Origin of the sequence: Tangfeifania diversioriginum (assembly GCF_900141875.1) — a bacterium.
GTDB lineage: Bacteria > Bacteroidota > Bacteroidia > Bacteroidales > Prolixibacteraceae > Tangfeifania > Tangfeifania diversioriginum.
Genome location: NZ_FQZE01000004.1, coordinates 139,419 through 163,363, shown reverse-complemented (window position 1 = coordinate 163,363; position 23,945 = coordinate 139,419). Strand labels below are relative to the sequence as shown.

The window sequence follows — 23,945 nt, the reverse complement described above, 5'->3', positions numbered from 1 at the left end:
AAATTATTTTAATTTATTCTTTTTCTAATTAATTATCGTTGTTTTCGTTAGGTTCATCCGGAGACTCACTATTCTCATCACCACCTTCGATTTCCTCATCACCGATTTCTTCTTTTGCTTCATTAACTACCCTGGCAACTGATGCGATACTATCTTCTTCTTTCAGGTTTATCAGTCGAACTCCCTGGGTAGCACGTCCCAACATTGAAATAGTGTTCACAGCCAGCCTGATAGTGAGACCGTGTTCTGTAATGATCATCAAATCGTTATCGTCAGAAACACTTTTTATTGTGATAAGGTCACCGGTTTTTGGAGTTATGTTAATTGTTTTAACACCTTTCCCTCCTCGGTTAGTAACCCTGTAATCATCTATTTTTGAGCGTTTTCCATAACCATTTTCAGAAATCACAAGGATATCTTCGTGGCCGTTTTGCACACACACCATTCCAATAACTTCGTCATTTTCGCTGGCAAGGGTAATTCCTCTTACTCCGGAAGCTGTCCGGCCCATTGCCCGTACTTTCGATTCGGGGAAGCGAATAGCTTTTCCTGACCGTCCGGCAAGCATTATTTCGCTCTCGCCGTTGGTGAGGCGGGCTTCCAGCAGCTCATCCCCTTCCCTGATAGAAATGGCATTTACTCCGTTCTGACGTGGTCTTGAATATGCTTCCAGTTTGGTCTTTTTGATGACACCTTTTTTAGTGGCCAGCAAAATGTAATTGTTGTTGATAAACTCTTCATCAGCGAGTGTTTTAACCCTTATGTAGGTAAGCACATTATCCTCGGAACTTATATTCAATATATTTTGCATTGCCCTGCCGCGCGAAGTCCTGGTTCCTTCCGGGATTTCATAAACTTTCAGCCAATAGCATTTTCCTGATTCGGTAAACAACAGCAAAGTGTTGTGCATTGAGGCAATAAAGATATGCTGTAGGAAATCTTCATCGCGGGTGGTTCCGGCTTTTGCGCCAACTCCTCCCCTTCCCTGTGTGCGGAATTCGGAAAGCGGTGTGCGCTTAATGTATCCCATGTGAGAGATGGTAATTACCATGTCTTCATCAGCATAAAAATCTTCGGGGTTAAACTCTTCTGCATTGGGAATCAGTTCAGTACGGCGTTCGTCTCCAAATTTTTCTTTTATTTCCTCGAGCTCCTCTTTAATGATCTCCATGCGCAGATCTACATCAGCAAGAACTTTCTTGTAATATTCAATCTGTTCCATAATCTCATTAAACTCTTTCCGGAGCTTATCCTGCTCGAGACCAGTTAACTGACGTAGTCTCATTTCAACAATAGCCCTTGCCTGAAGTTCAGAAAGCTCAAATCGTTCGATGAGTTTTCCCCTTGCTTCGTCGGGTGTTGAGGAACCACGAATTATTGCGATAACTTCATCAATATTGTCACTGGCAATAATTAGTCCTTCCAGAATATGTGCCCGTTTTTGAGCCTGGTCAAGTTCATATTCGGTCCGGCGCACAACTACTTCGTGCCTGTGATTTACAAAGTGTTTGATAATATCTTTGAGGTTCAGCATTTCTGGCCTGCCGTTCACCAGTGCAATGCTATTCACACTAAATGAATTCTGCAACTGGGTATATTTATACAACTTATTCAGGACCACATTACTCATTGCGTCCCTTTTTAAATCGTAAACCACGCGCATACCGTCCCTGCCCGATTCATCGTTGACATTTGAAATGCCTTCAATTTTTTTCTCGTTAACAAGGTCAGCAGTTTTTTGAATCATTTCGGCCCTGTTAACCAGGTACGGAATTTCAGTAACTACTATTTTTTCTCTTCCACCTTCATTTTCAATGTGTGCCTTAGCCCTTACTACAATTCTGCCTCGTCCTGTTTCATAAGCATCTTTCACCCCCTGGTAGCCATAAATAATACCGCCGGTAGGAAAATCCGGAGCTTTGATTATTTCAACCAGTTCATCAATAGAAATTTCAGGATCGTCAATATAGGCAGCAATGGCGTTAATTGAATCGGTTAAATTGTGCGGTGGCATATTAGTAGCCATTCCAACCGCAATACCTGACGAACCATTGATCAACAGCTGCGGAATGCGTGTGGGCAGCACAGTTGGTTCAGTTAACGATTCATCGAAGTTGGGTTGAAAATCAACAGTATTTTTATCGAGGTCAGCAAGTGTTGCTTCAGCTATTTTTGCCATTCTTGCCTCGGTGTAACGCATAGCAGCGGGGCTGTCACCGTCAACAGAGCCAAAGTTTCCCTGTCCGTCAACTAACGGGTAACGCAGCGACCATGTCTGGGCCATCCTTACCATTGTAAAATACACTGACGAATCTCCATGAGGATGGTATTTACCTAAAACTTCACCTACAATTCTTGCGGATTTTTTATACGACCGGTTTGAGAGTATTCCTAAATCAAACATACCGTAAAGTACCCTGCGGTGTACCGGTTTAAAACCATCGCGCACATCGGGCAATGCACGCGAAACAATAACCGACATTGAATAGTCGATGTAAGCAGATTTCATCTGCTCTTCAATGTTTATCTTAATAATTCTTTCTCCTTCGTTCATTTCGCTCATTCTCTTTTATGAAAAAATATCATCGTTTTAAAAACGACCCACAAAAATAGTAAAATCATCTGTCAAAAGGGCATAAAATGGCTGGATTTAAGCATCGGGTACTTTTAAGATATTAACAAATTAACTGTGGGCGGGCGTTCATTCATATTAAATCTTTAAAACTTTGCAGCGTATTATTAAATTTGCAGTTCGATTTTGAGTAATTTAGTAATTCAACTTTTAGGAATAGTATTTGTTGAATAAAGTAAAATTTTAAATAAATATGGATTCTCAATTTTCACCAAGAATAAAAGACATTATAGGTTACAGCCGGGAGGAAGCAATACGACTGGGGAATGATTACATTGGACAAGAGCATTTGTTCCTTGGTATTTTGCGTGACGGTGAAGGTGTAGCAACTGACATACTTGAAAATTTAGGTGTTAATTTGGCAGAAATTAAACAGCTGGTTGAAAAAAAGATAAAATTTGAAAAATCGATTGACGGGAAAGCTGATTTAACCATGTTGAAAGCTGCCGAAAAAACACTTAAACTGATATACCTGGAAGCACGCTCTTTCAAAAGCCCGACTGCAAACAGCGGACATTTACTTCTGGCTATCCTAAAAGACAGCAGTAATATTGCAACTCAGATTTTAGTTGAATTTGGCGTGAATTATTACATTGTTAAATCGCAGATGAAAGATTATAAAAGCCCGGAGGCAAAGTCAGATTTTCCGGATAGTGAAGATGATGAGCCCGCAGGAGCTTTTTCGAGAGGCCCCGGAGGACAAGGAGGTAAAAAGAGCGCCGGCGGAGGCCCCAAATCAGATACTCCGGTACTCGATAATTTTGGGATTGACATTACCAAACTGGCCGAAGAAAACAGCCTGGACCCCATCGTTGGCCGTGAAAGAGAAATTGAACGACTGGCACAAATACTCAGCCGCCGAAAGAAAAACAATCCCATATTAATTGGCGAGCCCGGCGTTGGTAAATCAGCTATTGCCGAAGGACTTGCCCTGCGCATTGTGGGTAAAAAAGTGTCACGGATTCTTTTTGACAAGCGTGTGGTTAGTCTTGATATCGCTTCTATTGTTGCCGGAACAAAATACCGTGGGCAATTTGAAGAACGCATGAAAGCCATATTAAATGAGCTGACAAAAGTGAACAACGTCATTCTGTTTATCGACGAGATACACACCATAGTTGGAGCCGGCGGTGCAACTGGTTCGCTCGATGCCGCCAATATGCTCAAACCCGCACTGGCACGCGGCGATATTCAATGCATTGGTGCCACTACACTCGACGAATACAGGCAACACATTGAAAAAGACGGTGCCCTGGAGCGTCGTTTTCAGAAAGTAATGGTTGAAGCCACCACAGTTGACGAAACCATTGAAATCCTGAATAATATTAAAAGCCGGTACGAAGACCATCACAACGTTAACTATACTCCGGAAGCAATTAATGCCTGTGTAAAACTCACTGAACGTTATATTTCTGACAGGTACTTACCCGATAAAGCCATTGATGCATTAGACGAAGCTGGTTCTCGCGTGCATATTGCCAATATTAATGTCCCCGACCGAATTGTGAAGCTGGAAGAAAAAATTGAAAAAACCAAAGAAGAAAAAATTTCAGCTGTAAAAAGCCAAAACTTTGAATTGGCTGCCAATTTCAGGGATAAAGAAAAGAACCTGCTTCAACTTCTCGATGAAGAAAAAGAAAACTGGGAAAAAGAATTAATAAACCACCGCGAAACGGTTAACGACGACAAAGTTGCAGAAGTAGTTGCAATGATGTCAGGAGTACCTGTCCAGCGCATTGCCCAGGCCGAAGGCAAACGCCTGATGAATATGGGCAAAGACATTAAAAAACGGGTTGTTGGTCAGGATGATGCCATCCAGAAAATTGTAAAAGCAATTCAGCGTAACCGCGCAGGATTGAAAGATCCGAACCGGCCAATTGGCTCCTTCATTTTCCTGGGGCCAACAGGAGTAGGTAAAACACAGCTTGCAAAAGTGCTGGCCACTTATCTTTTCGACAGCCTTGATTCGTTAATCAGAATTGACATGAGTGAATACATGGAGAAATTCTCCGTATCACGTTTGGTTGGTGCGCCTCCCGGATATGTTGGCTACGAAGAAGGCGGACAATTAACCGAAAAAGTGCGCCGCAAACCTTATTCGGTTGTACTGCTCGACGAAATGGAAAAAGCACACCCTGATGTATTTCACATTCTGCTGCAGTTGCTTGATGAAGGACGTTTGACTGACAGCCTGGGAAGAAGTGTGGATTTCAGAAATACCATAATAATAATGACCTCAAATATTGGTACCCGCCAATTAAAAGATTTTGGCCGGGGAGTTGGGTTTGCTGTCAATAAGGGAGCTCAGTCGGATAACGAGCATGCGAAGTACATTGTGCAAAAAGCACTAAAAAAGGCCTTCGCGCCCGAATTCCTTAACCGAATTGACGATGTGGTAACTTTCAATCAACTGGATCAAAAACACATTCATCAGATTATTGATATTGAGCTGAAAGACCTTTACAGCCGGGTAGAATCATTAAATTACAAACTGAAAATCTCGCCCGCTGCCAAGGATTTCCTTGCTGAAAAAGGTTTTGATCCACAGTTTGGTGCAAGACCGTTAAAACGGGCCATTCAAAAATACCTTGAGGATGAAATGGCAGAAATAATCATTAAAGCCTCAGTTACAGAAGGCGATACCATTTCGGTTGGTTTTGACAAAAAGCATGAAAAATTGTTGATACGAATTTTATCGAATAAAAAAGAAGTAAGCAAAAATTAATTGAGAGCCTGGTTTTGCCAGGCTTTTTTTATGCTTTGTATTCAATAACAAACACGCAAATATCATCGTTTTGAGTTGTTCCTCTCTGAAACAAGTCAAGGTTTCTTTCAATTTCGGCAAGCATTTGCGCTGGCGATAAATTTTTCAATTCGGCTACCTGCGATTTAAGACGTTCAATTCCAAATTGTTTTTTGTCAATATTGGTAAGTTCATTTAAGCCATCAGTATATAGAATTATTTTATCTCCCGAATCGAGTTTTATCTTGTCGTCTTTATATTTTTTATCAGGATAAATGCCAAGTGGTAAACCGTGCGATTGTCCAAGTTCTGTTATTTCTCCGTTTTTTTTAAGAATAAATGCGGGAGTATGAGCGGCGTTGCAATAATTCAACTCTCCATTTTCCATGTTTAAAATACCCAGGAACAGGGTTAAAAAATACTGGTGCTGATTATTGGTTGATAAATCGTTGTTCACCCGCGAAACAATATTTTTCGCTTTTTTGTACGACGTATTTGTTTTAATAACAGTTTGTGCGATACTCATAAAAATTGCGGCCGGGATACCTTTTCCTGAAACATCACCAATAGTGAATAGCAGTCTGTTTTCATCAATGAAAAAATAGTCGAACAAATCGCCCCCAATGCTCCTGGCCGGTTTGTAAATGGCGTACAAATCAATATCGTCTCTTTCCGGGAATGCGGGAAAATCGGTTTTTATTAGACTTTGCTGAATTTCATATGCCTGCATCAGGTCCTGTTTTCGGCGGGAGCTCCTGATTTCTTCCTGATCCTGGCTAAGCCGATATTTTTCAAACCACGATTTCAGGTAAGTAAGGCTGTCTGACAATTGCTGAATTTCGTTTAATGATTTTGGTGTACCTTTTTCGCCCGACCTACTGAACTTAGTGAGCTGAGACGTTACTGCGCTCAAGGGTTCAATCAGCCTGTTTGAAATAAAAGTAATAATGAAATAGATGATGATGATGCCGAGCACCGCAAAAAACAGCATTCGTAAAGTGAGAAAATAAAGCTCACTGAAGAGTTGATTGTAAGGCGTTACAAAAATTAAAAACCACCTGTTCTCGTTGGTTGGGGTAAAATAAACCCAGCTTTTTTCATAATCCAGTATTTCGGGATAAACGATTGCCGAACCACTCTGGTTATTACTGAGAATTTCTGAAATATTAATTCTGTTTTGATCGATAACTTTTGATGGCAGCGAAAATAAATTCTGGTTCAGGATTCTTTCTTCGTCAGGGTGGGTAATGTATTCCCCATTTTTGGTGGTTAAAAAAGCATAACCATTACCATCAATTTTAATGCTGTTGATAATTTCATTCAGTTCAGAAAGCGACAATTCGCAAAATACAAAACCTGCCGAACGTTTCCGGTTGTTCTCTTCTTCAACCGTAACGGGGCAATGAAATGACACAATAAAATTATTGGTTTCCTTACATTTATACGGCTCGGTCCAGCCACTTTCATTCTGGCCTATCGTTTTAAAAATTTCGTTTTCTTTTTTGCAATTGTAAATTTCACTTTCCCCGCTTTCAAACACCAGGCTGTCTCCTGCCCTTCCCATTAAAAAATTATGTTCCGAAACAGAAATTACCGAATCGAGTTTAACATGAATGGCATTAATGAACGGATACTTATTCATTATGATAGAAAGCAGTTTCTCAGTATCGTTATTCCTGCCGTAATAAATTACCTGGTCAGCAATATTCAAGGTTATTTCGCGGGTAACCGAGGTGTTTCTGCTGAGTTGTCCGTTAATTTCTGAGCTTAAACTAATGGCTTTATTTTCAATGTTTTCGCGAAGCAGTTTCTGGTTAAAAAAATACGAGGCCAGTATAAATATTACGAAAACACCAATAACAGCAAGCGAAATATAAATGCTTAACCGGTATGCAATGGATTTATTGAACATTACCCTTCCTTCAAACTTTAAATTATTCTCCATTACAATTTAAGTAAAATTTTTCATAATAGCGTTTAATTGCCAAATTTTAACCAATCTCTTGTTCCCGGGTACCGGCAGGTGAAACTTGCCAGTTTTGACGCATGTTTCAGCGCATTTTTAAAATTAAAATCAGTGTCGAGATAATAATAACAAAATGCTCCATGAAGGAAATCACCGGCTCCGAGCGTGTCTTTAACAGCTACTTTTTCAACTGCCATTCCTCCCCTCTCCTGCCCGTCGGAATATAGCAGGCTCTTGCCTCCCCGCGAAACAGCAGCATTTTTAATTCCATTTTTATGTAAATAATCAAACACCTGAATTGTGCTGCTGCAATTTGGTGGAAAAAAATCGGAAGAACAAATGGCCACATCGGCAAGTGGAATAAGTTGAGAAAACTGTGGCTTCCAGCTCCCACAATCCAACACAACAGTAATCCCTTTTCCTTTTGCTATTTGGGCACACTGGATGCTGAATTCCGGGTAAAATCCGTCTATCATCAGGATTTTCGGATTGGTATCTGCCAAAAGTTTGGCAGGTGTAATTTCCGGCTTAATTTTCTCAGGATGATGGGTAAAAATCGTACGGTCGCCATTTCCAAGTGAAGTAACAACCGAGGCAAGTACAACATTTTTTGATTGATTTTCAACTAAATCGAAATGATGAACACTGCATTTTTTTAGGTCATTTTTTATGAATGCTGAAAATGAATTGCTTCCAACAGCAGTGGCCAAACAGGCCTGATTATTAAGGAAGGAAAATGCAACGGCCGCGTTGGTTGCCGGCCCACCGGTTAAAATAGCGGGTGGTACTGTTTTTACCTTTCTGTTGGATGTGGGAAACGAATCAACAAAATATTGAATATCGATGGTTGTTAAGCCAACGAAAAGGCCGGTATATTCATTCATAAACCCAGTCTGTTATTTTTCGTAATCAAAAAAATCAAAATCAGCAAAGTAAATATCGGCCACAATTTTTTGGGTTTCAAGAGTATAATATTCTTTCCACGAGTTGTTTCTATTAGAAGTGTTGGTAATGGCAAGTTTTTGGGAAGGCAAACCCATTTGATGGCAAAATGCATTGAGCTCATCCTGCAGGTTTTCCATCTTAAGCACAGTTTCAACTTCAGGTTCTCCGTTGTGGTTTTTTATCCAGAAAACCTGGGGCAAAAAGTGCAACTGGTTTTTAGCTGCGTGTGCCAGGCCATTTTGTACAAAATCAGTAAAATCAGCATACGGTTTTAAAAAAATATCCCGTTCAATATTATCCTCTTTCGTTTTGTTTTTGCCGTCATTCAATAAATAATTGTATGCCGAAACAATGCGATCATAAGGATTACGGGAGATACAAAAAGCATGTAAATCATTATTACGGCGGTGGGCAGCCAGCAGGCGTTTATTCCTTTTTCTGATGTTGTGCGACACAACCTTTATATTTTGCGCCATGCACGCCTGGCGAATGCTATTGCCAGCGTTTTTCGGAATATGAACAAAATATACATTCTTTTTATTTCTGTTGAACATTACTAAATTTAATTTTTTTGAAATAAATTACGGGCAACTCTTTAACCTTGAGTTTATGGTGCGTGAACCAAACGGTTAATAATCTTTCTGCCAAAAAGCCTATTATGCGTTGCTGGTAACCGGTGTAATTTTCCGGGTTAATTTGCTTTTCAAAATCGAAAATAATGGAAAACCACCACTGCATAAAATTTTTAAAATGAACCTCGGGAAGTATAAACATATTGTTTGCATATAATAGTGTCCCATTTAGTACCTCATAATACGAAGACAAATATTCAGGGTGCATTGTTTTGATAATCTGTTCAATAACTTCCAAATCTGCGAGATTGTGGTAACGGCTGTAGTGTTTTTTAACTGTGTATTTCAGTTTTCGGGATTGTGGAAGAATAGCATCGTAGTCCTGAAAGATTTCTTCAATTTCTGTTTTGTTCAGTATTCGGTGCCGAAACCGATCAACGTTCGAAGTATAAACTAAACCGTGCCTTTTTTTATTTAATCCGAGCGGCAAGTAAAGCGCCCGCTTAATTTTCAAATCAAGCGGTTCATTTTGAGCCGTAAAATAACGACGATAGTGACAGCTTCCGGTAATATCATGCCGGGTATTTTTCCACACCCAGTAAATGCCGGTTAATTCGCTGAAATATTTATTTTTTTCGGATATTGAATCGCCAGAATCATCGCCCTGAATATTAACATGATTGGATTTCAGTGCATTGCCAGCCATTACAGGGCAATACAGTTCATCATCAACAGGAATTACGGTGTCTTTGTAGTAGAAGCTGTATATTCTTATATTATTCGAATTACTCATATTGTAATTGAGCAAGCTTCCGTGGAAACCTGCTCAACTTATTTAGTAATTACCAGATGTAATTTTTCAAACAGATTACGTATTCATTGCACCGCACACCTGGATAACTTGTCCGCTCACATAAGAAGACAGGTCGGAAGCCAGGAAAGTGGCCACCCCTGCTACTTCTTCGGGAGTCCCTCCGCGTTTCAACGGAATAGATGCTTCCCAGGCTTTTCGGGCATCTTCCGGTATTTTGGCCGTCATTTCGGTAATGATGAATCCCGGTGCGATGGCGTTTGAGCGAACTCCGCGAGCCCCCAGTTCGCGGGCTACAGATTTGGTGAATCCAATGATTCCGGCTTTGGAAGCCGAGTAGTTGGTCTGGCCGGCATTACCGCTCACTCCAACCACCGAACTCATGTTAATAATGGAACCCGAACGTTGTACCAACATTGTTTTCTGTACCGCTTTGGTAAAATTAAAAACTGATTTCAGGTTGACATTGATCACCGCATCCCACTGCTCTTCAGTCATGCGAAGCAGAAGCGTATCTTTTGTGATCCCGGCATTGTTTACCAGTGCATCAATGCGGCCAAAATCCTTCACAATTTGGTTTACAACGCGCTCAGTATCATCGAACTTACTTGCATCCGATGCATAACCTTTGGCTTTAACACCCAGCGCCTCCAATTCGGCTTCGGTGGCTTTCATATTTTCGTCTTCAAACAAATCGGTAAAGGCAATATTGCAACCTTCTTGAGCGAATTTCAGAGCAATGGCTTTTCCAATTCCCCTGGAAGCACCAGTAATAATTGCTGTTTTTCCTTCAAGTAGCTTCATTTTATTCATACTTTATATTAACACCGCAAATATAATCGGTTTAATCCGGTTTCAAAAAAGTGATTTGTTTTTGAATGCGTGATATATCATTCAGCTAATCGTCAAACAAGTGTTTTTCAAGTTGGGTCAATGTATCGCTGGCTTTTCCCTTCAGATGAATATCAGTAATATAGTTTGTAAACATCGATTCCTGCGGATTGATTTCAATTATGGTTGCACCGTTTTGTTTTGCCGCACGCGGGACAAAAGATGCAGGCGTAACTTCGCCAGTAGAACCCACAATAATACAGACTTCTGCTTTTTCGGCATCGGCAAATGAATTTTCGTAGGCCGTTCGTGGAATTCCTTCCCCGAAAAAGATGAAATCGGGTTTTAATACTTCCCCGTCCTCATCGCATTTTGGAGGAATATTTTCAAAATTGATATCTTTTGCATGAAATATTTTGCCGCATTTCATGCATTTCAGTTTTTTTGAATTACCGTGAAACTCATGCACTGTTTTACTTCCCGCCTCCTGATGTAAATTGTCAATATTTTGGGTGACTACCGACTGAAGCAACCCTTTTTCCTGCATTCGGGCCAAAACAAGGTGAGCATCGTTTGGATTGGCATCGGCAAAAAAATCGTAAAAAATCTCCCGGATGTATTTCCAGCAATGTGCCGGATCTTCGAGGTAAAAACTCAAATCGAGCACTTCGGGATTGTACCTGTTCCACAACCCGTGTTTCCCCCTGAATGGCGGGATGCCGCTTTCCACCGAAATTCCGGCACCTGTAAAAGCAATCGTAAATTTTGAATCACGTATAATTTTAGCAGCTTCTTCAATCAATAACTCCATATTTTTTCTTTCAATTTTAAGCCTAAAACTAATCAAAATAAATGGTTTATCTTTGCGTAAAATTACAGATTATGCTCGACCAGTCCACGATATGTGCTATTTCAACATCACCCGGAATGGGGGCCATTGCAGTTATCCGTTTGTCAGGTGAAAATGCTGTTTTCATTACAAATAAACTTTTTCGAAGTCCTCAAAAAAACAAGTCGCTCACGGCACAAAAAGCGAATACACTTCATTTTGGCCAGGTAATTTACGATAACGAAGTAATTGATGAAGTGGTTGTTGCCTTGTTTCGTGCGCCCCACTCATTTACAGGCGAAGATGTGGTTGAAATTTCCTGCCACGGTTCGGTTTACATTCAGCAAAAACTGCTGGAAATTTTGGTTGAAAGTGGCGCCCGGCTGGCTCGCCCCGGCGAATTTACCCAGCGTGCTTTCCTGAACGGTAAAATGGATTTGTCGCAGGCCGAAGCAGTGGCCGATGTGATTGCATCGTCGAATGCAGCAGCGCACAAACTTGCCGTGAGCCAGATGCGGGGCGGTTTTTCAAAAGAAATTGGCCAGCTCCGCGACCAGCTTTTGCATTTTACAGCCATGGTGGAGCTGGAACTCGACTTTGCGGAAGAAGATGTTGAATTTGCCGACCGGACGGAATTGCGAAAACTGGCCGAAAAAGTGGAACAGCTACTGCGAAAGCTAAAGAATTCATTTCAACTGGGAAATGTCATCAAAAACGGGATTCCTGTAGCCATTGTGGGGGAAACCAACGTGGGAAAATCGACCTTGCTCAACGCATTGCTGAATGAAGATAAAGCCATTGTTTCGGAAATTCACGGCACTACCCGCGATGTTATAGAGGACGTGGTGAATATCCACGGCACAGCATTCCGGTTTTTCGATACGGCAGGGATACGTGATACGGAAGATCGCATTGAAAGCCTGGGCATTGAGCGCACATACCACAAACTGATCGAAGCCTCGATTGTGTTGCTTGTTGTGGACACTGAAAATCCATGTGAAGTTGTTTCCCGACGGATTGAAAAAATCCGTAAACGGATGGCCGATGAGCAACAACTTATAATTGTGGCCAATAAAATTGATTCGGGAAAAACCGAAACTATTGAATCGCTCAAAAAAGTAAAACTGGCCGATAACGAAAATCTGGTTTTTATGGCCGCCAAAGAGAAACGCAACCTGGAGGAGCTGATTTCGCGGATGACACAAGCCATTAATATCAGCAATGTTGAAAAAGAAGATATTATTGTCACCAACGCCCGTCATTACGAAATACTAAAAAGTGCCCACGAGGCTACTGTGCGTATTTTGAATGGCCTCGACTCCGGCCTCTCAGGCGATTTCCTCTCCCAGGACATCCGCGAATGCCTGCACTACCTCGGCGAAATTACGGGAGAAATATCGACCGATGAAGTTCTTGGGCATATTTTTAAGAATTTCTGTATCGGAAAGTGAATGAGACTGTCAATTCAAAAACGAAGTGCATTGAATTGACTTAGTCGAATTCATCCCGATGAGCGCAGCGATAGCGGGATCCCATCAAATTTTGCAACCATCTTTTGAGGAATATAACAAACTGAAAAAAGTTTGTCGAATTTCCGGCCAGTAGTCGGACAGGCATCCCAAGCGAGCTTCATGACTCCCAATTACGTACAAATATCAGTCAAAATCCCATTCTTACAGTGAAAAATCCCGGGTTACCCAATCCCCGGCTGAAAACACTCTTTACCGCAGCACGATTAGCTTGATGGCCTCACTGTACGTTCCGGCACAGATTTTACAGATATAGATGCCGTTGCCGAGGTTTCCGCTGCTCAGGCTCACCACGTGTTCGCCCGAATTGTAGACTCCTTTTACCACTGTGGAGATTTTATGGCCTGCCAGGTTATAGAGATCAATCTGAACATTTTCGGTCTGCAACAATGAAAAACTGACCTTACAATCAGTGCTGAACGGATTGGGCCAGGCTTTGAAACTTTGCTGCTCAGCAATAATATTTTTGGTTTGGGTGATTATTTCTTTGTACTTACACGGGGCACAACCATAGATATTCAGTAAATTCCATCCCACATTATTGTTCTCATGTATTTCCGTATAAACACTGTCAGGGTCGATAACCGCATAAATGCGTGGAGAACAGGTTACCGTATCCGGTACTTCCCATACAAAAGTTAAATACTCTTCGCGCTCATCTTCTCCATACTTCATTTTGCTGTATTTCGAGCTTGTTGTTTCACCGTCAATATCTGTGAGCTTTACTCCTCCGTTTTCAACACCAGGTTCACCGATATAAAATTCAATTTTTACAAAGTCTTTAAATTCCTTCAGGCTAAAGTTATTTACCCGTGCAATAATTGCGACTGTATCGCCGGGACTGGCAATTGGTGGATAGAACTGGATATCGCTGGTCTTTTGTTTTTGAGAAACCGGCACCTTTAAAGTTCCCTTTTCCGTTGCATACCTCCACGGCAAAATAAACGCCAGGTCAAAATTTTGACCATAATTCTTTTTCCAAAAACCATTGTCAAGTGTGTCGACGTTCACTAAGTAGTCAAGTACCAAAGCACCGCTCCGGGAACGATAGATATAAGGAGTTACCGTATACTGATCACCGTGTATATCTTTCACTTGCCCTATTTCCCCTTCAATCGAAAAATTCTCACTTAAGCTAATGGTTTGCGTGCTTAACTTTGAAGTATGATAATTGGCTGAAAGATTGGCTGAAACTCCGATTTTGACTTGAGAGGATAAGGTTGTTCCAATACCCAGAGGGGACAAATTGGCTGTTACACCTGTTTCTGTCCCTATTTTAACAAACAGGTCGGCTCCAACTCCGGCTGAAAAGGAACTTGTAGTTCCACTTGAAGAAATATTTTTAAAAGTAAATTTAAAATCTCCGTTTGTAAGATTATTTGACACATTGATGGATTGAAATTTATAATATTTGAAATCCGCCTCTATTCTACTGAAACCATTTATCGTTGTATCCTGTTTATAAGAAAGAATGTTTCCCGGATCGTGATTAGGCACAAAGCAAGGGTGGTTCCATTCATTTGTATTTATCCATCCAGACTTATATTCTGAAACAGGATTCATAACAACAATATTACCCAGTTTTTTACCTTTCCTGGTATAGACAGGATAACTGTAATAATCGTAATCCAGGTATGAATATAAGACATAGTCCCCCTTTTCATATTGAGTTGACTGTTCAAAGGTCAACACTTCACTATTTGTATTGAAATACGAGCTGTTTTTTTCAAAGTTTCCGTTTACTTTAGCTTCAAAACCACTCCCCCCGGCCATTGCGTATGCACTCAGTTCAGATGAAATTCCCATTCCTTTGTCAATCTTAACAGTTGTGGTTTGATTATCACTGACGACTGTTTTATATATAGCAGAACAATTAGAAGGTTTTCCATTATAGGCATTGCTAAGATTAATTGTATTCCTGCCAATTATATCAAAATGCATTGGGGGGGTATTCAGAATTACAATGGGCTGCTGAAGGTCTTCTACCTTTTTTCTAAATGGAGGTTTCACAATGTAAACCTCTGCATCATTGCAATCAAAATCACCGGCAACAAAACAGGGAACTTCAAAAGATTCACCGGAACTGAAAGTGAGCGCAGGCCCGGTAGGTTTAAATGTAATATTTTCAGTGGTAATTTGATCGATAGTGGCGATTCCCATCCTGACTAATCCGTTGTACCTGGCATTTAATTGTTCTGGTGCACTTTTATCCGATTGCAGCATGATCACCTCTTTGTTGAAGTTTAAATTTGCCGGGTCGGGATTCAGATCGGCCACTGTAAAAACTTCGTTGCCCTGAAGATTCAGATGATAGCCAATTGAGGGAGCTAAAGTTCTTGCTTTCAATTGGCTATTACCATCAAGCCAAAAAGCATAAATGAAATGATGATCGTTTATCAGAATCACATCCCTGCCCAGGTTTTCCAGTGGTTCACATTTAAGTGTCATGGCAATGTGCTGATCTGACGATGTATTTCTCTGTTCAAACCCAAAAGCAAGTCCTGGCTCTATGTTGAACCAATTCTCAAAAGAATTCCCGTTTATTTTAAATGCATTCAAATATGTTCTGTTGCTAAATTCATTTCTCCATTCTGTTTTCGTGCAGTTGCCTAAAAAATTCCAGGAAGCACATTCTTCAAAGCGATTGTGACAATAATAGAATGACCATCCCACAAAAACCTCATCCTTGCCATCATTGTTCAGATCTCCGCAGGCAATTCTCATTTCATTGATGACACTTCCCCGGTCGGGATAATAACTCCCATAGTCAGCCCCATAATTTTGAGGTTTACACTCTTTTTTATTTCCTGTCAGTTGTCCATTTACAAGTTTAAGTATATTCAAATCGTATGTTGAAATAAATATCGGATATTCTGAACCTTCTTTCCGGGTTGGTATTGCTTTGTTTGTCACTACTACAATCTCATCCATTCCGTCGCCATCCGTATCCCCTGCAGCTATGTCAGCCATTTTACGTCCATCACCCGGCTGCAAAGCGGCAATTTCCTGAATATTTAATGCTGAATCTGTTTTAAAAAGCCTTAACCAGGGCTCAATAGTACCATAATCATAATAATAGCAGATGGCAAACTCATCCTGCGGATCGCCGTCAAAATTTCCGGCAATCATCCTCATCCGGGTATAATCATTCTCTTTGACGTTTAAATTAAATTCCCTGGCTCCTTTAATTTTGAGATCATCGCCTATCAGCGGTATCCGAATCCATATTTCCTCCGAATTATTTACAACAGTGACCACATCATCGTCTCCGTCTCCATCGAAATCGCCCACAGCACAGGCCGTTTTTTTTCGGTCCAAATATTTCGTCAGTGCTCCGGATCCGTCTAAATTGGTGATTTTATTCAGCGAAGTGTCAACATCCAGGACTGCATCGCCCGAAATTGTTAGGGTATTTGTGGTCCAGATCTTGAACAGTTCTGATGAACCACCAATTTTGTAGGTTTTTTGGATGGGATCAACGGCAACCTGTGCCTTCAGTATTCCACCTGCGAAAAGACAGATTATTACCGGAATAAAGTACCTCAGCGTTTTCATAACTTTGTTTTATTTAAAATAAAAAACACATATTCACTATTTTAATTTCGGGAAAAAAATGCCCGGAGTAGTGATAAAAAATGGAGATTAACTTTCAATTTCTGATGATTTCTTGCAGAATTTTCGAGAAACTTGTAAAATTTGAATTTTGGTGGTTCTGAATGAAAATAATATGTGTGTTTATTAAATGCCTGATTCAATTATTTTTTGTAACGTAAACTATAATACGGAGTTAAATGAGTTTTCTCAACTATCTCCATAAAGCGGGGGTTATCATGTAGTTTTTCATACTGGCGGTCAAGTAACATGTGTGCCAACCGGGGCGATCGGTTTTTGTACGCTTCATCAAGGAAATTCATTGCTGTATTGAGCGAATCCATATTTACCGCATACCAGTAGCCGGGTGGATTTTTATACATCATTTTATACAAACCGCTTAACCCGTATGCATTGTAAACCGGTAAAATCTGATTAGCGTACGCTTTGAATTCGCTGTAATCGGGACTTGTTTCAAAATATTTCTTCATCATCTGCAATGCAGACACAGTATCGCCTGCATACAGATAACACACAAACAACTCACCCTGGTGATCTGCCTGATCTCCCAGCAGTTCCTCCAAAATTAATACTTCCTGAAGTGCTTCTTCTGCTTTTTGCTCCTGATAATAAAAGTAAGCGCTCAATATTCTGTTTATTGCCGAATATGGAGCGATTTCAATGGCACGGTCAATATATTTCCGTGACGCTTCAAATTCACCAATGTTGCTGAGCAAATCGGAATAGTAATGCAGGGTTACCACATTATTACTATCCAGGTTCATTGCTTTTTCGAAATACTTTCGTGACTCAACCCATTGCCAGTAGCCATTCGAATAAACGACGCCAAGAATAATATACCCTTCCGGAAGGTTTGCATCAAGTTTCAGCGCTTTATTTGCCAGATTAACTGCTTTGTTATACCCTTCCACCGGAGTCTCGCTAAACCTGGTTTGAGAGTAATACGCATCGGCAAGTCCCGCGTAGGCCAGCGCATAGGTTGAATCTGCTTTAATGGCTTTCTCAAAAAACTCCTGGCTTTTATTTATTGATTCCAGAGAACGGTTATTCCAGTAATAACGTCCCATTAAATAATAATCGTAAGCCGCTGAATTGTGGGTGTGCACTTTTTCAATCATTTGTTTTTCTTCAGGGGAAATGGCTGCCTGTAACTTGTCTGCAATTAATTTGGCGATCTCACTTTCCATTAAGAAAATATCCTGCATATCCCGATCAATCTTTTCAGAAAGAATATGCCGGTCATTTTTTGCATCAATCAGCTGAATGGTTATTCTTACTTTGCCCTCATGACGTTGCACACTGCCTTCCAGCAGATAATTTACCCCCAGTTTTTTACCTATTTCAGGTGCACTCTCCTTGCTTTCCCTGAATTGCTCTACTGATGTCCGGGATACCACTTTGAGTTCGCCGATTTTCGTCAGCCGGTCGAGAATATCTTCCACAACCCCATCGGCAAAATACCTGTTTTCTTCATTTTCGCTCAGGTTTTTAAATGGTAATACAGCAATGGATTTTTGTTTACGTAACGGCGGGTTTTGAAATAAATAAATGGACAAGAAAATTGATCCGGCAAGAACAAAAAACAGAGCAACGAAGGATATGAGTCTTACCTTTTTTGATTTAAATAATTCTCCAGAGCTCGCTGTACTGTTGGGAATAATCACCGTTTCACTGTCAGAAATCGTGCTTTCAGATATATTGGTTGTTCTTTTTTAATATCCCCGGGCGTATAACCAAAATACTCATGAAAGCATCGGTTAAAATAGGAAGGAGTTCTGAATCCTGTATTGTACGAAACCTCAGCAGCCGTGTATGTTCCTTTGAGAAGAAATTCACGTGCTTTTTCCAGCCTGATTTCTGTCATAAACTGGTTGATAGTAGTTTTCTTAATCGATTTTATTCTTCGGCTTACGTAATTACGATTTAGGCCCGTGGCTGTTATGAATTCGTTTACCCCAAAATTATTATTGCCCAGGTTGTCAATAATAATTTTGGATAAATGTTCGACAAATTCGCTATCACCTACTAAATACAGATTCATGACATAATGTTTAAGGCTTTAAATTTACAAATAATCGGCTAATTTAAACCAGACTCTCTCACAACTAATCACCTTATAAAAATCGAAGAAACATTCAAGATCATAGCCAAACTGTACTTCCTGTAAGTTATAAATAAATCCTTGTTCCAAATTCCCTCAAATCCGCACGTTAGTATCTTAAAAAATCGGGAAGCCCTGTAAAGTCAATGTTTACAAAGCTTGCCCGATTAAATATTTTTCACTTATTTAGGTGAAAAACATCGTCGCGGATGAAAATTACATATTCTACTTCAAAAATCAATTCTTTTGGCGGGATAAATTTCGCAGATTCAATAATTGATAACACACAAGTTTTTAGCATAATTGACCAAATGCTTGGTAGTTGCGGTGTTAGGGCGCAATATCGTTACAGTGACCTTTTTCGGTCGTATTTATTGATGACCCTTTGCGGTGGGGAATGTGCCGAGGACATCACCGAACACCTGCGCCGGGAGTTAGGCCAGGTGAAAAACTTTGATGTTTGTTCTGCCGATACTTTACTGAGGATGCAAAAAGAGTTGGCAACGGAAAAAGAAACCATTGTTTCAGAAACAAATATCCGGCACGATTTCAATATTAATATTGTCATGAACAGGCTTATGATTAAGCTGTTGGTGCAAACGGGCCAGTTGTCGTCTGAATATGGGGATTATATTTTTGATTACGATAACCAGTTTATACCCACAGAAAAAAATGATTCCAGACGCAGTTACAAACATGCCGATGGGTACTTTCCGGGCATCGCATCAATCGGCAACTATCCTGTTTGCATTGAAAACCGGAACGGGAACAGCAATGTAAAGTACAAACAGGCAGAAACGCTGAAACGGGCATACGATCTGCTGGAAGAGTCCGGTATTAGACCAAAACACAGCCGTATGGACTGCGGTTTGTTTGACAAAACAATAATCCCGGTAGTGGAAGCCAACAGTACCTGTTTTTACATCAGGGCACAACGCTGTGGCAACCTGTATGACGATATCAGGAAAATAACCGATTGAGAAACAGCTACTATTGGTTTTAAAGAATATCAAGTGGCCTCTATCGAATATGCACCGTTCGGGTGGGATAAGACTTACCGTTACGTGATTAGCCGTGAGAAAAAAGCAGACGGGCAGGGTGACCTTTTTACCGGTGACAGCTTTACTTACAGGGCAATCATGACCAACAACTATGAAATGATAGACAAAGTAGTTGTTGAATTTTATAACGACAGGGGCGATAGCGAACGCCTGTTCGATGAAATGAACAATGATTTCCTGTGGAAGAAAATGCCTTTTTCATTTTTGCATGAAAACACCGTATTCCTTGTAATGATGGCTATTTGCCGCAACCTGTTTCATTTTCTCACCGAATTTGTCAGCAAGAAACTTGATTTTATCAGGCCAAACTTCAGATTGAAAAAATTTATCTTCCGCTTCATGGTTGTCCCTTCAAAATGGGTAAAACAAGGCAGGCAATGTGTGCTAAAGCTGTTTACATCGAAGAATTATCACCTTTTATTAGAGTAAATTTCATGAGCAGGTTAACAGACAAACGGAAATCTATGCTTAAAACACAAAGACAACTCATTGATCATGTGCGGTTTACTGAAATATAGAAAATATGATTCATAGATCAGCCAGGAACAACTGCTCCAAAAAAATATTTTGTAATCAAGTTTATGTGTATGTAGCGTGCCAGCAATACAAAAAAGCACAAAAAACACCAACGTAAACCTAATAGTTGTTACTTTTCAAACCAAATTTTTTAATTGCGGATTTGAGAAATTTACAAATAAACAATGCTTCCCCCCGGTAAATCAATATGGTACATTTCCCATCCACCATATTCACTCGGCTTTAGCTTGAAACATCCGTCACCTCTGAAATCGCATGTTTCATTACTGTTTTCGTATAAACCTTTAAAATAAATGGTAAAAGTTACTTTGGCATCGGTTTCTTCCTGATTGATTTCAAAAGTTTTTTCGTTGTATGTAACAATTTCAAATGAATCGAACGAGCCTAAAAAATTATTGATGCTGTCAATAATTTTTTGTTTATCAATTTTATTGCCATTTGAATCCCTGTGATCCTCGATATCTACATATAGCATATCGTAGCCTGTTCCACCAATATTTTCCATCTTTGCCATTGTCATTCTAAAAAAATAATCAATGGACTGTTCAATGTCCAGCTTCGCGTTGGGATGAAATTCTTCATAGGTAAAACAACTCATCATCCCTGGTATCCGAATGTCATCCATTTCATGTTGAAATAGTTCTTCAGTAATAAAGCGGTATAATTCAGCATCTTCAACATCACAAAGGGTACTTAATGTTATATTACTTTCCCCCATCAATTCAAATAACCGTTCCAACTCATTTGAAATTTCATGTGACTTTAGTTCATCTTTCGTTTTGAAAGAAGGCTTATCCATATATTCCCAAACAGTGATAGTTTTTGCATTATCAAACTGTTTTTCAAACTCGTCGATTGAATTCAGCCATTGATTTTCCATTTCCGGGGGAAGTTCACTATCCTCAGAAAAATAAGCTCCGTACTTTTTTTCAAGCTCCTTCTTTTTTAGGTCATTATCAATTTTCTTGTCGTAATAATCGTCTGCTTTTTTTCTCATTTTGACAGGTTCTATCTTTTCTGATACTTTACTAAAATCATAGTAAAGTTAATAAAAACCGGGCACGCAACAGAATAGAATGGTTCTATTATTTATGGAGCCGGAGTAATTTCTCGGCAATGACAACAAGGCCGAGTAAAAACAGAATTAATCCATCACAAACCCCACCCCAGAAACAATTGCTTGATGAACAAAGCAGAACCGGAATCTTCTCCTTGCCGTTCAGCTTCCTTTCCAATCAAAAAAATTCTTCTCAACCAGTCACCCAATTATTATACGTCTGGGACTAAAAATCACCGAGAAATAGCTGCAATTCATTACTAATTTTTCTTTGCCAGTGGTTATATTTACCAAATTCTTTTAATCTGCCAATAATATGGATAAGGAAACAGTAATTCAAAAAACCATAGATTTTACAAAAGCAACGTTATCGAATGCGGAAGGAGGGCATGACTGGTGGCACGTTTACCGTGTTTGGAAACTGTCTAAACATATCGCTCAAACTGAAAATGTTAACAATTTTGTTGTTGAACTTGGCGCTTTGCTGCACGACATTGCCGATTCTAAATTTCATGATGGAGACGAAATGATAGGGCCACGCAAGGCAAGAGGCTTTTTGACCTCATTAAGCATTGAAGAAGAAATAATTACCCATGGTGAAAATATTATTTCAAATATTTCTTTCAAAGGAGGAAATACCACTCAAAAGTTCAAATCACCCGAACTTGATGTGGTACAGGATGCTGACAGACTGGATGCCATGGGCGCGATTGGAGTTGCGCGGACATTCAATTACGGTGGTTACAGAGGGAATGAAATGTATAATCCTGAGATTAAACCCAATTTTAATATGACCCGCAAAGAATATAAAAACAGCAACGCACCAACGATCAACCATTTTTATGAAAAACTGTTTCTGCTCAAAGATAGGATGAATACCAACACCGGAAAATCAATAGCAGAGCACCGGCATCGATTCATGGAGCAGTTTCTTGAAGAATTTTATAACGAATGGAATGGGCAATCATAAATCAACCGAAAATAAAAAAACACCACAATTAATAATTCAGAAAATGCAGGAAACATACATCCACGATAAAATAGTCAGCCAGAACGATTTTGTACAAGGCTCGCTAACAATAGGCGAATATGAAAATTGCACATTCGAAAATTGCAACTTCGCAAGCAGCGATCTATCCGGTTTTATTTTCACCGACTGCACATTTAACAGTTGCGATTTGAGTTTGGCGCAACTGACAAAAACAGCATTTCGGGACTGCCTATTCCGCGGCTGCAAAATGCTGGGACTCCGGTTCGATGCCTGCAATGAATTTGGCCTTTCCTTTTCGTTTGACGGTTGTCAGCTGAATCACTCCTCGTTTTACAACACAAAAATTAAAAAGACAGTTTTCAAAAATTCGCAACTGCAGGAAGTAGAATTTGCAGCGTGTGATCTCACAAATTCAGTTTTTGAGAATTGTGATTTATCGGGTGCTCTTTTTGAAAATACGAATATCGAAAAGGCTGACTTCAGGTCTTCGTACAACTATTCCATTGACCCCGAAATTAACCGTGTTGCGAAAGCAAAATTTTCAATTTTGGGCATTTCAGGCCTTTTAGAAAAATACAATATTACCATAGAAAAATGAGAAAATTAGTAGCCACAATTATTGGTTTATTCATAGTTGGATATACCTGCTGCCAAACTCCGGCAGCCGTAAACGGACTACCAAATGCCAGTCCCGGAATTTCCCGCCAACAAACTGAACTCATTTACGAAAAATCAAAATCGTTTCCTGAAAACACCCAACTCTCAGTTGCCATTATCAACAGCGGCGTTGTTAAATTTTTCGGGATTAAGCGAAACAATGATACTATTCAACAAATTAACAATCGCCATAAAATATTTGAGATTGGTTCCATCAGCAAAGTATTTACATCTACCCTGCTGGCAAGTTTTGTGGAAAACGGCAAACTTGAACTGAACGACCCCATTCAGGATTTCACCGACATTGAAATGAATATTGGCGAAAAAATAACTTTTAAACAACTGGCCAATCATACTTCCGGACTCCCCAGGCTGCCGTCCAATTTAAATTTACTTTTTGTCGATCCCTCCAATCCTTATAAAAACTACGACCAAAAGAAACTAAAGGAATATTTAACCGAAGAGATGAAACTCCAGCGGTCGCCAGGTGACGGGTTTGAATATTCAAACCTGGGAGCAGGACTTTTGGGATACCTCTTGGCCCACATTTCAAATAAAACTTATGAGGAATTGCTGAATGAGCATATTTTTTCAAGATATGAAATGGCATCGTCAACAACTAACCGCGATGAAGTGAAAAATAGATTAATTAAAGGGCTTGACGGCAAAGGAGATGAAACTTCCAACTGGGATTTGAATGTGCTGGTTGGCGCCGGCGGAATTCTATCTTCGGCCAATGACCTGGCCAGGTTTGCCCTCGCACAGTTTGACACGAACAATACTGAACTGAACTTAACCAGGCAACCCACTTTTACTGTAAGCGACCAAATGCAAATGGGCCTGGGATGGCACATCATAAAAGCCAATAACGGGAAAAACGAAATATTTTGGCACAATGGCGGAACCGGCGGATATACCTCGTCAATGGCGTTGGACACCGAAAACAAACACGGAATAATTATATTGTCGAACGTTTCTGCTTTTCATCAGAAAACCGGCAAAATTGATGATTTGTGCTTTGGGCTGATGAACACGTTGTGGAAGCAAAACTAAATACATTGCCATAAATTT

General features: G+C 40.1%; 18 protein-coding genes. 7 read left to right on the top strand and 11 right to left on the bottom strand.

Annotated elements, in window-relative coordinates; genetic code table 11:
* Positions 1-28: 28 nt before the first annotated feature.
* Positions 29-2,563, bottom strand: coding sequence for a DNA gyrase subunit A (gene gyrA, locus BUC07_RS04030; RefSeq protein WP_217652642.1), 2,535 nt, complete (start codon positions 2,561-2,563; stop codon positions 29-31).
* 262 nt (positions 2,564-2,825) lie between these two features.
* Between gyrA and BUC07_RS04025 the strand changes: the two genes are divergently transcribed.
* Entirely contained in the window at positions 2,826-5,357 is a 2,532-nt protein-coding gene (locus tag BUC07_RS04025; protein ID WP_073165900.1) for an ATP-dependent Clp protease ATP-binding subunit, read from the top strand.
* Between the two features lie 28 nt (positions 5,358-5,385).
* On the opposite strand, the gene BUC07_RS04020 is transcribed toward BUC07_RS04025, so the two are convergent.
* The 6 genes from BUC07_RS04020 to BUC07_RS03995 form a co-directional block, all read right to left on the bottom strand.
* Positions 5,386-7,320 (bottom strand): SpoIIE family protein phosphatase, encoded by a 1,935-nt coding sequence (locus BUC07_RS04020; protein ID WP_073165897.1) that lies wholly within the window; start codon positions 7,318-7,320, stop codon positions 5,386-5,388.
* Between the two features lie 32 nt (positions 7,321-7,352).
* A complete protein-coding gene (locus BUC07_RS04015; RefSeq protein WP_073165894.1) occupies positions 7,353-8,225 on the bottom strand; it encodes a PfkB family carbohydrate kinase in 873 nt (290 codons plus the stop codon).
* Positions 8,226-8,237: 12 nt separating this feature from the next.
* Complete coding sequence (locus tag BUC07_RS04010) at positions 8,238-8,840, bottom strand: sulfotransferase family 2 domain-containing protein (protein WP_073165892.1); 603 nt, start codon at positions 8,838-8,840, stop codon at positions 8,238-8,240.
* The gene (locus BUC07_RS04005) at positions 8,824-9,651 is read right to left on the bottom strand and encodes a DUF4422 domain-containing protein (RefSeq protein WP_073165889.1); all 828 of its coding nucleotides are present in this window, start codon (positions 9,649-9,651) and stop codon (positions 8,824-8,826) included. Before BUC07_RS04005 ends, BUC07_RS04010 begins: the two co-directional genes overlap by 17 nt.
* A gap of 75 nt (positions 9,652-9,726) precedes the next feature.
* Positions 9,727-10,473, bottom strand: coding sequence for a 3-oxoacyl-[acyl-carrier-protein] reductase (gene fabG / locus BUC07_RS04000; RefSeq protein WP_073166065.1), 747 nt, complete (start codon positions 10,471-10,473; stop codon positions 9,727-9,729).
* A gap of 94 nt (positions 10,474-10,567) precedes the next feature.
* A complete protein-coding gene (locus BUC07_RS03995; protein WP_073165886.1) occupies positions 10,568-11,311 on the bottom strand; it encodes an SIR2 family NAD-dependent protein deacylase in 744 nt (247 codons plus the stop codon).
* Between the two features lie 41 nt (positions 11,312-11,352).
* On the opposite strand from BUC07_RS03995, the gene mnmE reads away from it, so the two are divergent.
* Positions 11,353-12,780: a tRNA uridine-5-carboxymethylaminomethyl(34) synthesis GTPase MnmE gene (mnmE, locus tag BUC07_RS03990; RefSeq protein WP_245792634.1), complete on the top strand. Its 1,428-nt coding sequence runs from the start codon at positions 11,353-11,355 to the stop codon at positions 12,778-12,780.
* 270 nt (positions 12,781-13,050) lie between these two features.
* Here mnmE and BUC07_RS03985 read toward each other — a convergent pair whose 3' ends face one another.
* The 3 genes from BUC07_RS03985 to BUC07_RS03975 form a co-directional block, all read right to left on the bottom strand.
* A complete protein-coding gene (locus BUC07_RS03985; protein ID WP_073165883.1) occupies positions 13,051-16,413 on the bottom strand; it encodes a T9SS type A sorting domain-containing protein in 3,363 nt (1,120 codons plus the stop codon).
* 200 nt (positions 16,414-16,613) lie between these two features.
* Positions 16,614-18,026: a hypothetical protein gene (locus BUC07_RS03980; RefSeq protein ID WP_073165880.1), complete on the bottom strand. Its 1,413-nt coding sequence runs from the start codon at positions 18,024-18,026 to the stop codon at positions 16,614-16,616.
* Between the two features lie 104 nt (positions 18,027-18,130).
* Positions 18,131-18,511, bottom strand: a complete 381-nt coding sequence (locus BUC07_RS03975) for a helix-turn-helix domain-containing protein (protein ID WP_073165877.1) — start codon at positions 18,509-18,511, stop codon at positions 18,131-18,133.
* Positions 18,512-18,780: 269 nt separating this feature from the next.
* On the opposite strand from BUC07_RS03975, the gene BUC07_RS21080 reads away from it, so the two are divergent.
* Together BUC07_RS21080 and BUC07_RS21075 are read left to right on the top strand one after the other, a co-directional pair.
* A complete protein-coding gene (locus BUC07_RS21080) occupies positions 18,781-19,551 on the top strand; it encodes a transposase (protein ID WP_083578081.1) in 771 nt (256 codons plus the stop codon).
* 33 nt (positions 19,552-19,584) lie between these two features.
* A complete protein-coding gene (locus BUC07_RS21075) occupies positions 19,585-20,061 on the top strand; it encodes a transposase (protein ID WP_217652641.1) in 477 nt (158 codons plus the stop codon).
* A gap of 259 nt (positions 20,062-20,320) precedes the next feature.
* On the opposite strand, the gene BUC07_RS03965 is transcribed toward BUC07_RS21075, so the two are convergent.
* Positions 20,321-21,166, bottom strand: coding sequence for a hypothetical protein (locus BUC07_RS03965; RefSeq protein WP_073165875.1), 846 nt, complete (start codon positions 21,164-21,166; stop codon positions 20,321-20,323).
* 376 nt (positions 21,167-21,542) lie between these two features.
* On the opposite strand from BUC07_RS03965, the gene BUC07_RS03960 reads away from it, so the two are divergent.
* From BUC07_RS03960 to BUC07_RS03950, 3 genes are read left to right on the top strand one after another with little or no spacing between them, the layout of a single operon-like run.
* Positions 21,543-22,196 carry an HD domain-containing protein gene (locus BUC07_RS03960; protein ID WP_073165872.1) on the top strand — a complete coding sequence of 218 codons (654 nt, stop codon included), beginning with the start codon at positions 21,543-21,545 and terminating at the stop codon, positions 22,194-22,196.
* Complete coding sequence (locus BUC07_RS03955; RefSeq protein ID WP_217652640.1) at positions 22,183-22,815, top strand: pentapeptide repeat-containing protein; 633 nt, start codon at positions 22,183-22,185, stop codon at positions 22,813-22,815. The genes BUC07_RS03960 and BUC07_RS03955 overlap by 14 nt, the downstream gene beginning before the upstream one ends.
* Positions 22,812-23,927: a serine hydrolase domain-containing protein gene (locus BUC07_RS03950; protein WP_073165869.1), complete on the top strand. Its 1,116-nt coding sequence runs from the start codon at positions 22,812-22,814 to the stop codon at positions 23,925-23,927. Before BUC07_RS03955 ends, BUC07_RS03950 begins: the two co-directional genes overlap by 4 nt.
* Positions 23,928-23,945: the final 18 nt, after the last annotated feature.

Excerpts from the sequence above, each read along its gene's own strand:
- gyrA (WP_217652642.1), bottom strand. The coding sequence starts at position 2,563 with ATGAGCGAAATGAACGAAGGAGAAAGAATTATTAAGATAAACATTGAA.
- BUC07_RS04010 (WP_073165892.1), bottom strand. The coding sequence starts at position 8,840 with ATGTTCAACAGAAATAAAAAGAATGTATATTTTGTTCATATTCCGAAA.
- BUC07_RS04020 (WP_073165897.1), bottom strand. The coding sequence starts at position 7,320 with ATGGAGAATAATTTAAAGTTTGAAGGAAGGGTAATGTTCAATAAATCC.
- BUC07_RS03965 (WP_073165875.1), bottom strand. The coding sequence starts at position 21,166 with ATGAGAAAAAAAGCAGACGATTATTACGACAAGAAAATTGATAATGAC.
- fabG (WP_073166065.1), bottom strand. The coding sequence starts at position 10,473 with ATGAAGCTACTTGAAGGAAAAACAGCAATTATTACTGGTGCTTCCAGG.
- BUC07_RS03960 (WP_073165872.1), top strand. The coding sequence starts at position 21,543 with ATGGATAAGGAAACAGTAATTCAAAAAACCATAGATTTTACAAAAGCA.
- BUC07_RS04015 (WP_073165894.1), bottom strand. The coding sequence starts at position 8,225 with ATGAATGAATATACCGGCCTTTTCGTTGGCTTAACAACCATCGATATT.
- BUC07_RS21080 (WP_083578081.1), top strand. The coding sequence starts at position 18,781 with ATGAAAATTACATATTCTACTTCAAAAATCAATTCTTTTGGCGGGATA.
- BUC07_RS03985 (WP_073165883.1), bottom strand. The coding sequence starts at position 16,413 with ATGAAAACGCTGAGGTACTTTATTCCGGTAATAATCTGTCTTTTCGCA.
- BUC07_RS03995 (WP_073165886.1), bottom strand. The coding sequence starts at position 11,311 with ATGGAGTTATTGATTGAAGAAGCTGCTAAAATTATACGTGATTCAAAA.
- BUC07_RS04025 (WP_073165900.1), top strand. The coding sequence starts at position 2,826 with ATGGATTCTCAATTTTCACCAAGAATAAAAGACATTATAGGTTACAGC.
- BUC07_RS03975 (WP_073165877.1), bottom strand. The coding sequence starts at position 18,511 with ATGAATCTGTATTTAGTAGGTGATAGCGAATTTGTCGAACATTTATCC.
- mnmE (WP_245792634.1), top strand. The coding sequence starts at position 11,353 with ATGGTTTATCTTTGCGTAAAATTACAGATTATGCTCGACCAGTCCACG.
- BUC07_RS03950 (WP_073165869.1), top strand. The coding sequence starts at position 22,812 with ATGAGAAAATTAGTAGCCACAATTATTGGTTTATTCATAGTTGGATAT.
- BUC07_RS04005 (WP_073165889.1), bottom strand. The coding sequence starts at position 9,651 with ATGAGTAATTCGAATAATATAAGAATATACAGCTTCTACTACAAAGAC.
- BUC07_RS03955 (WP_217652640.1), top strand. The coding sequence starts at position 22,183 with ATGGGCAATCATAAATCAACCGAAAATAAAAAAACACCACAATTAATA.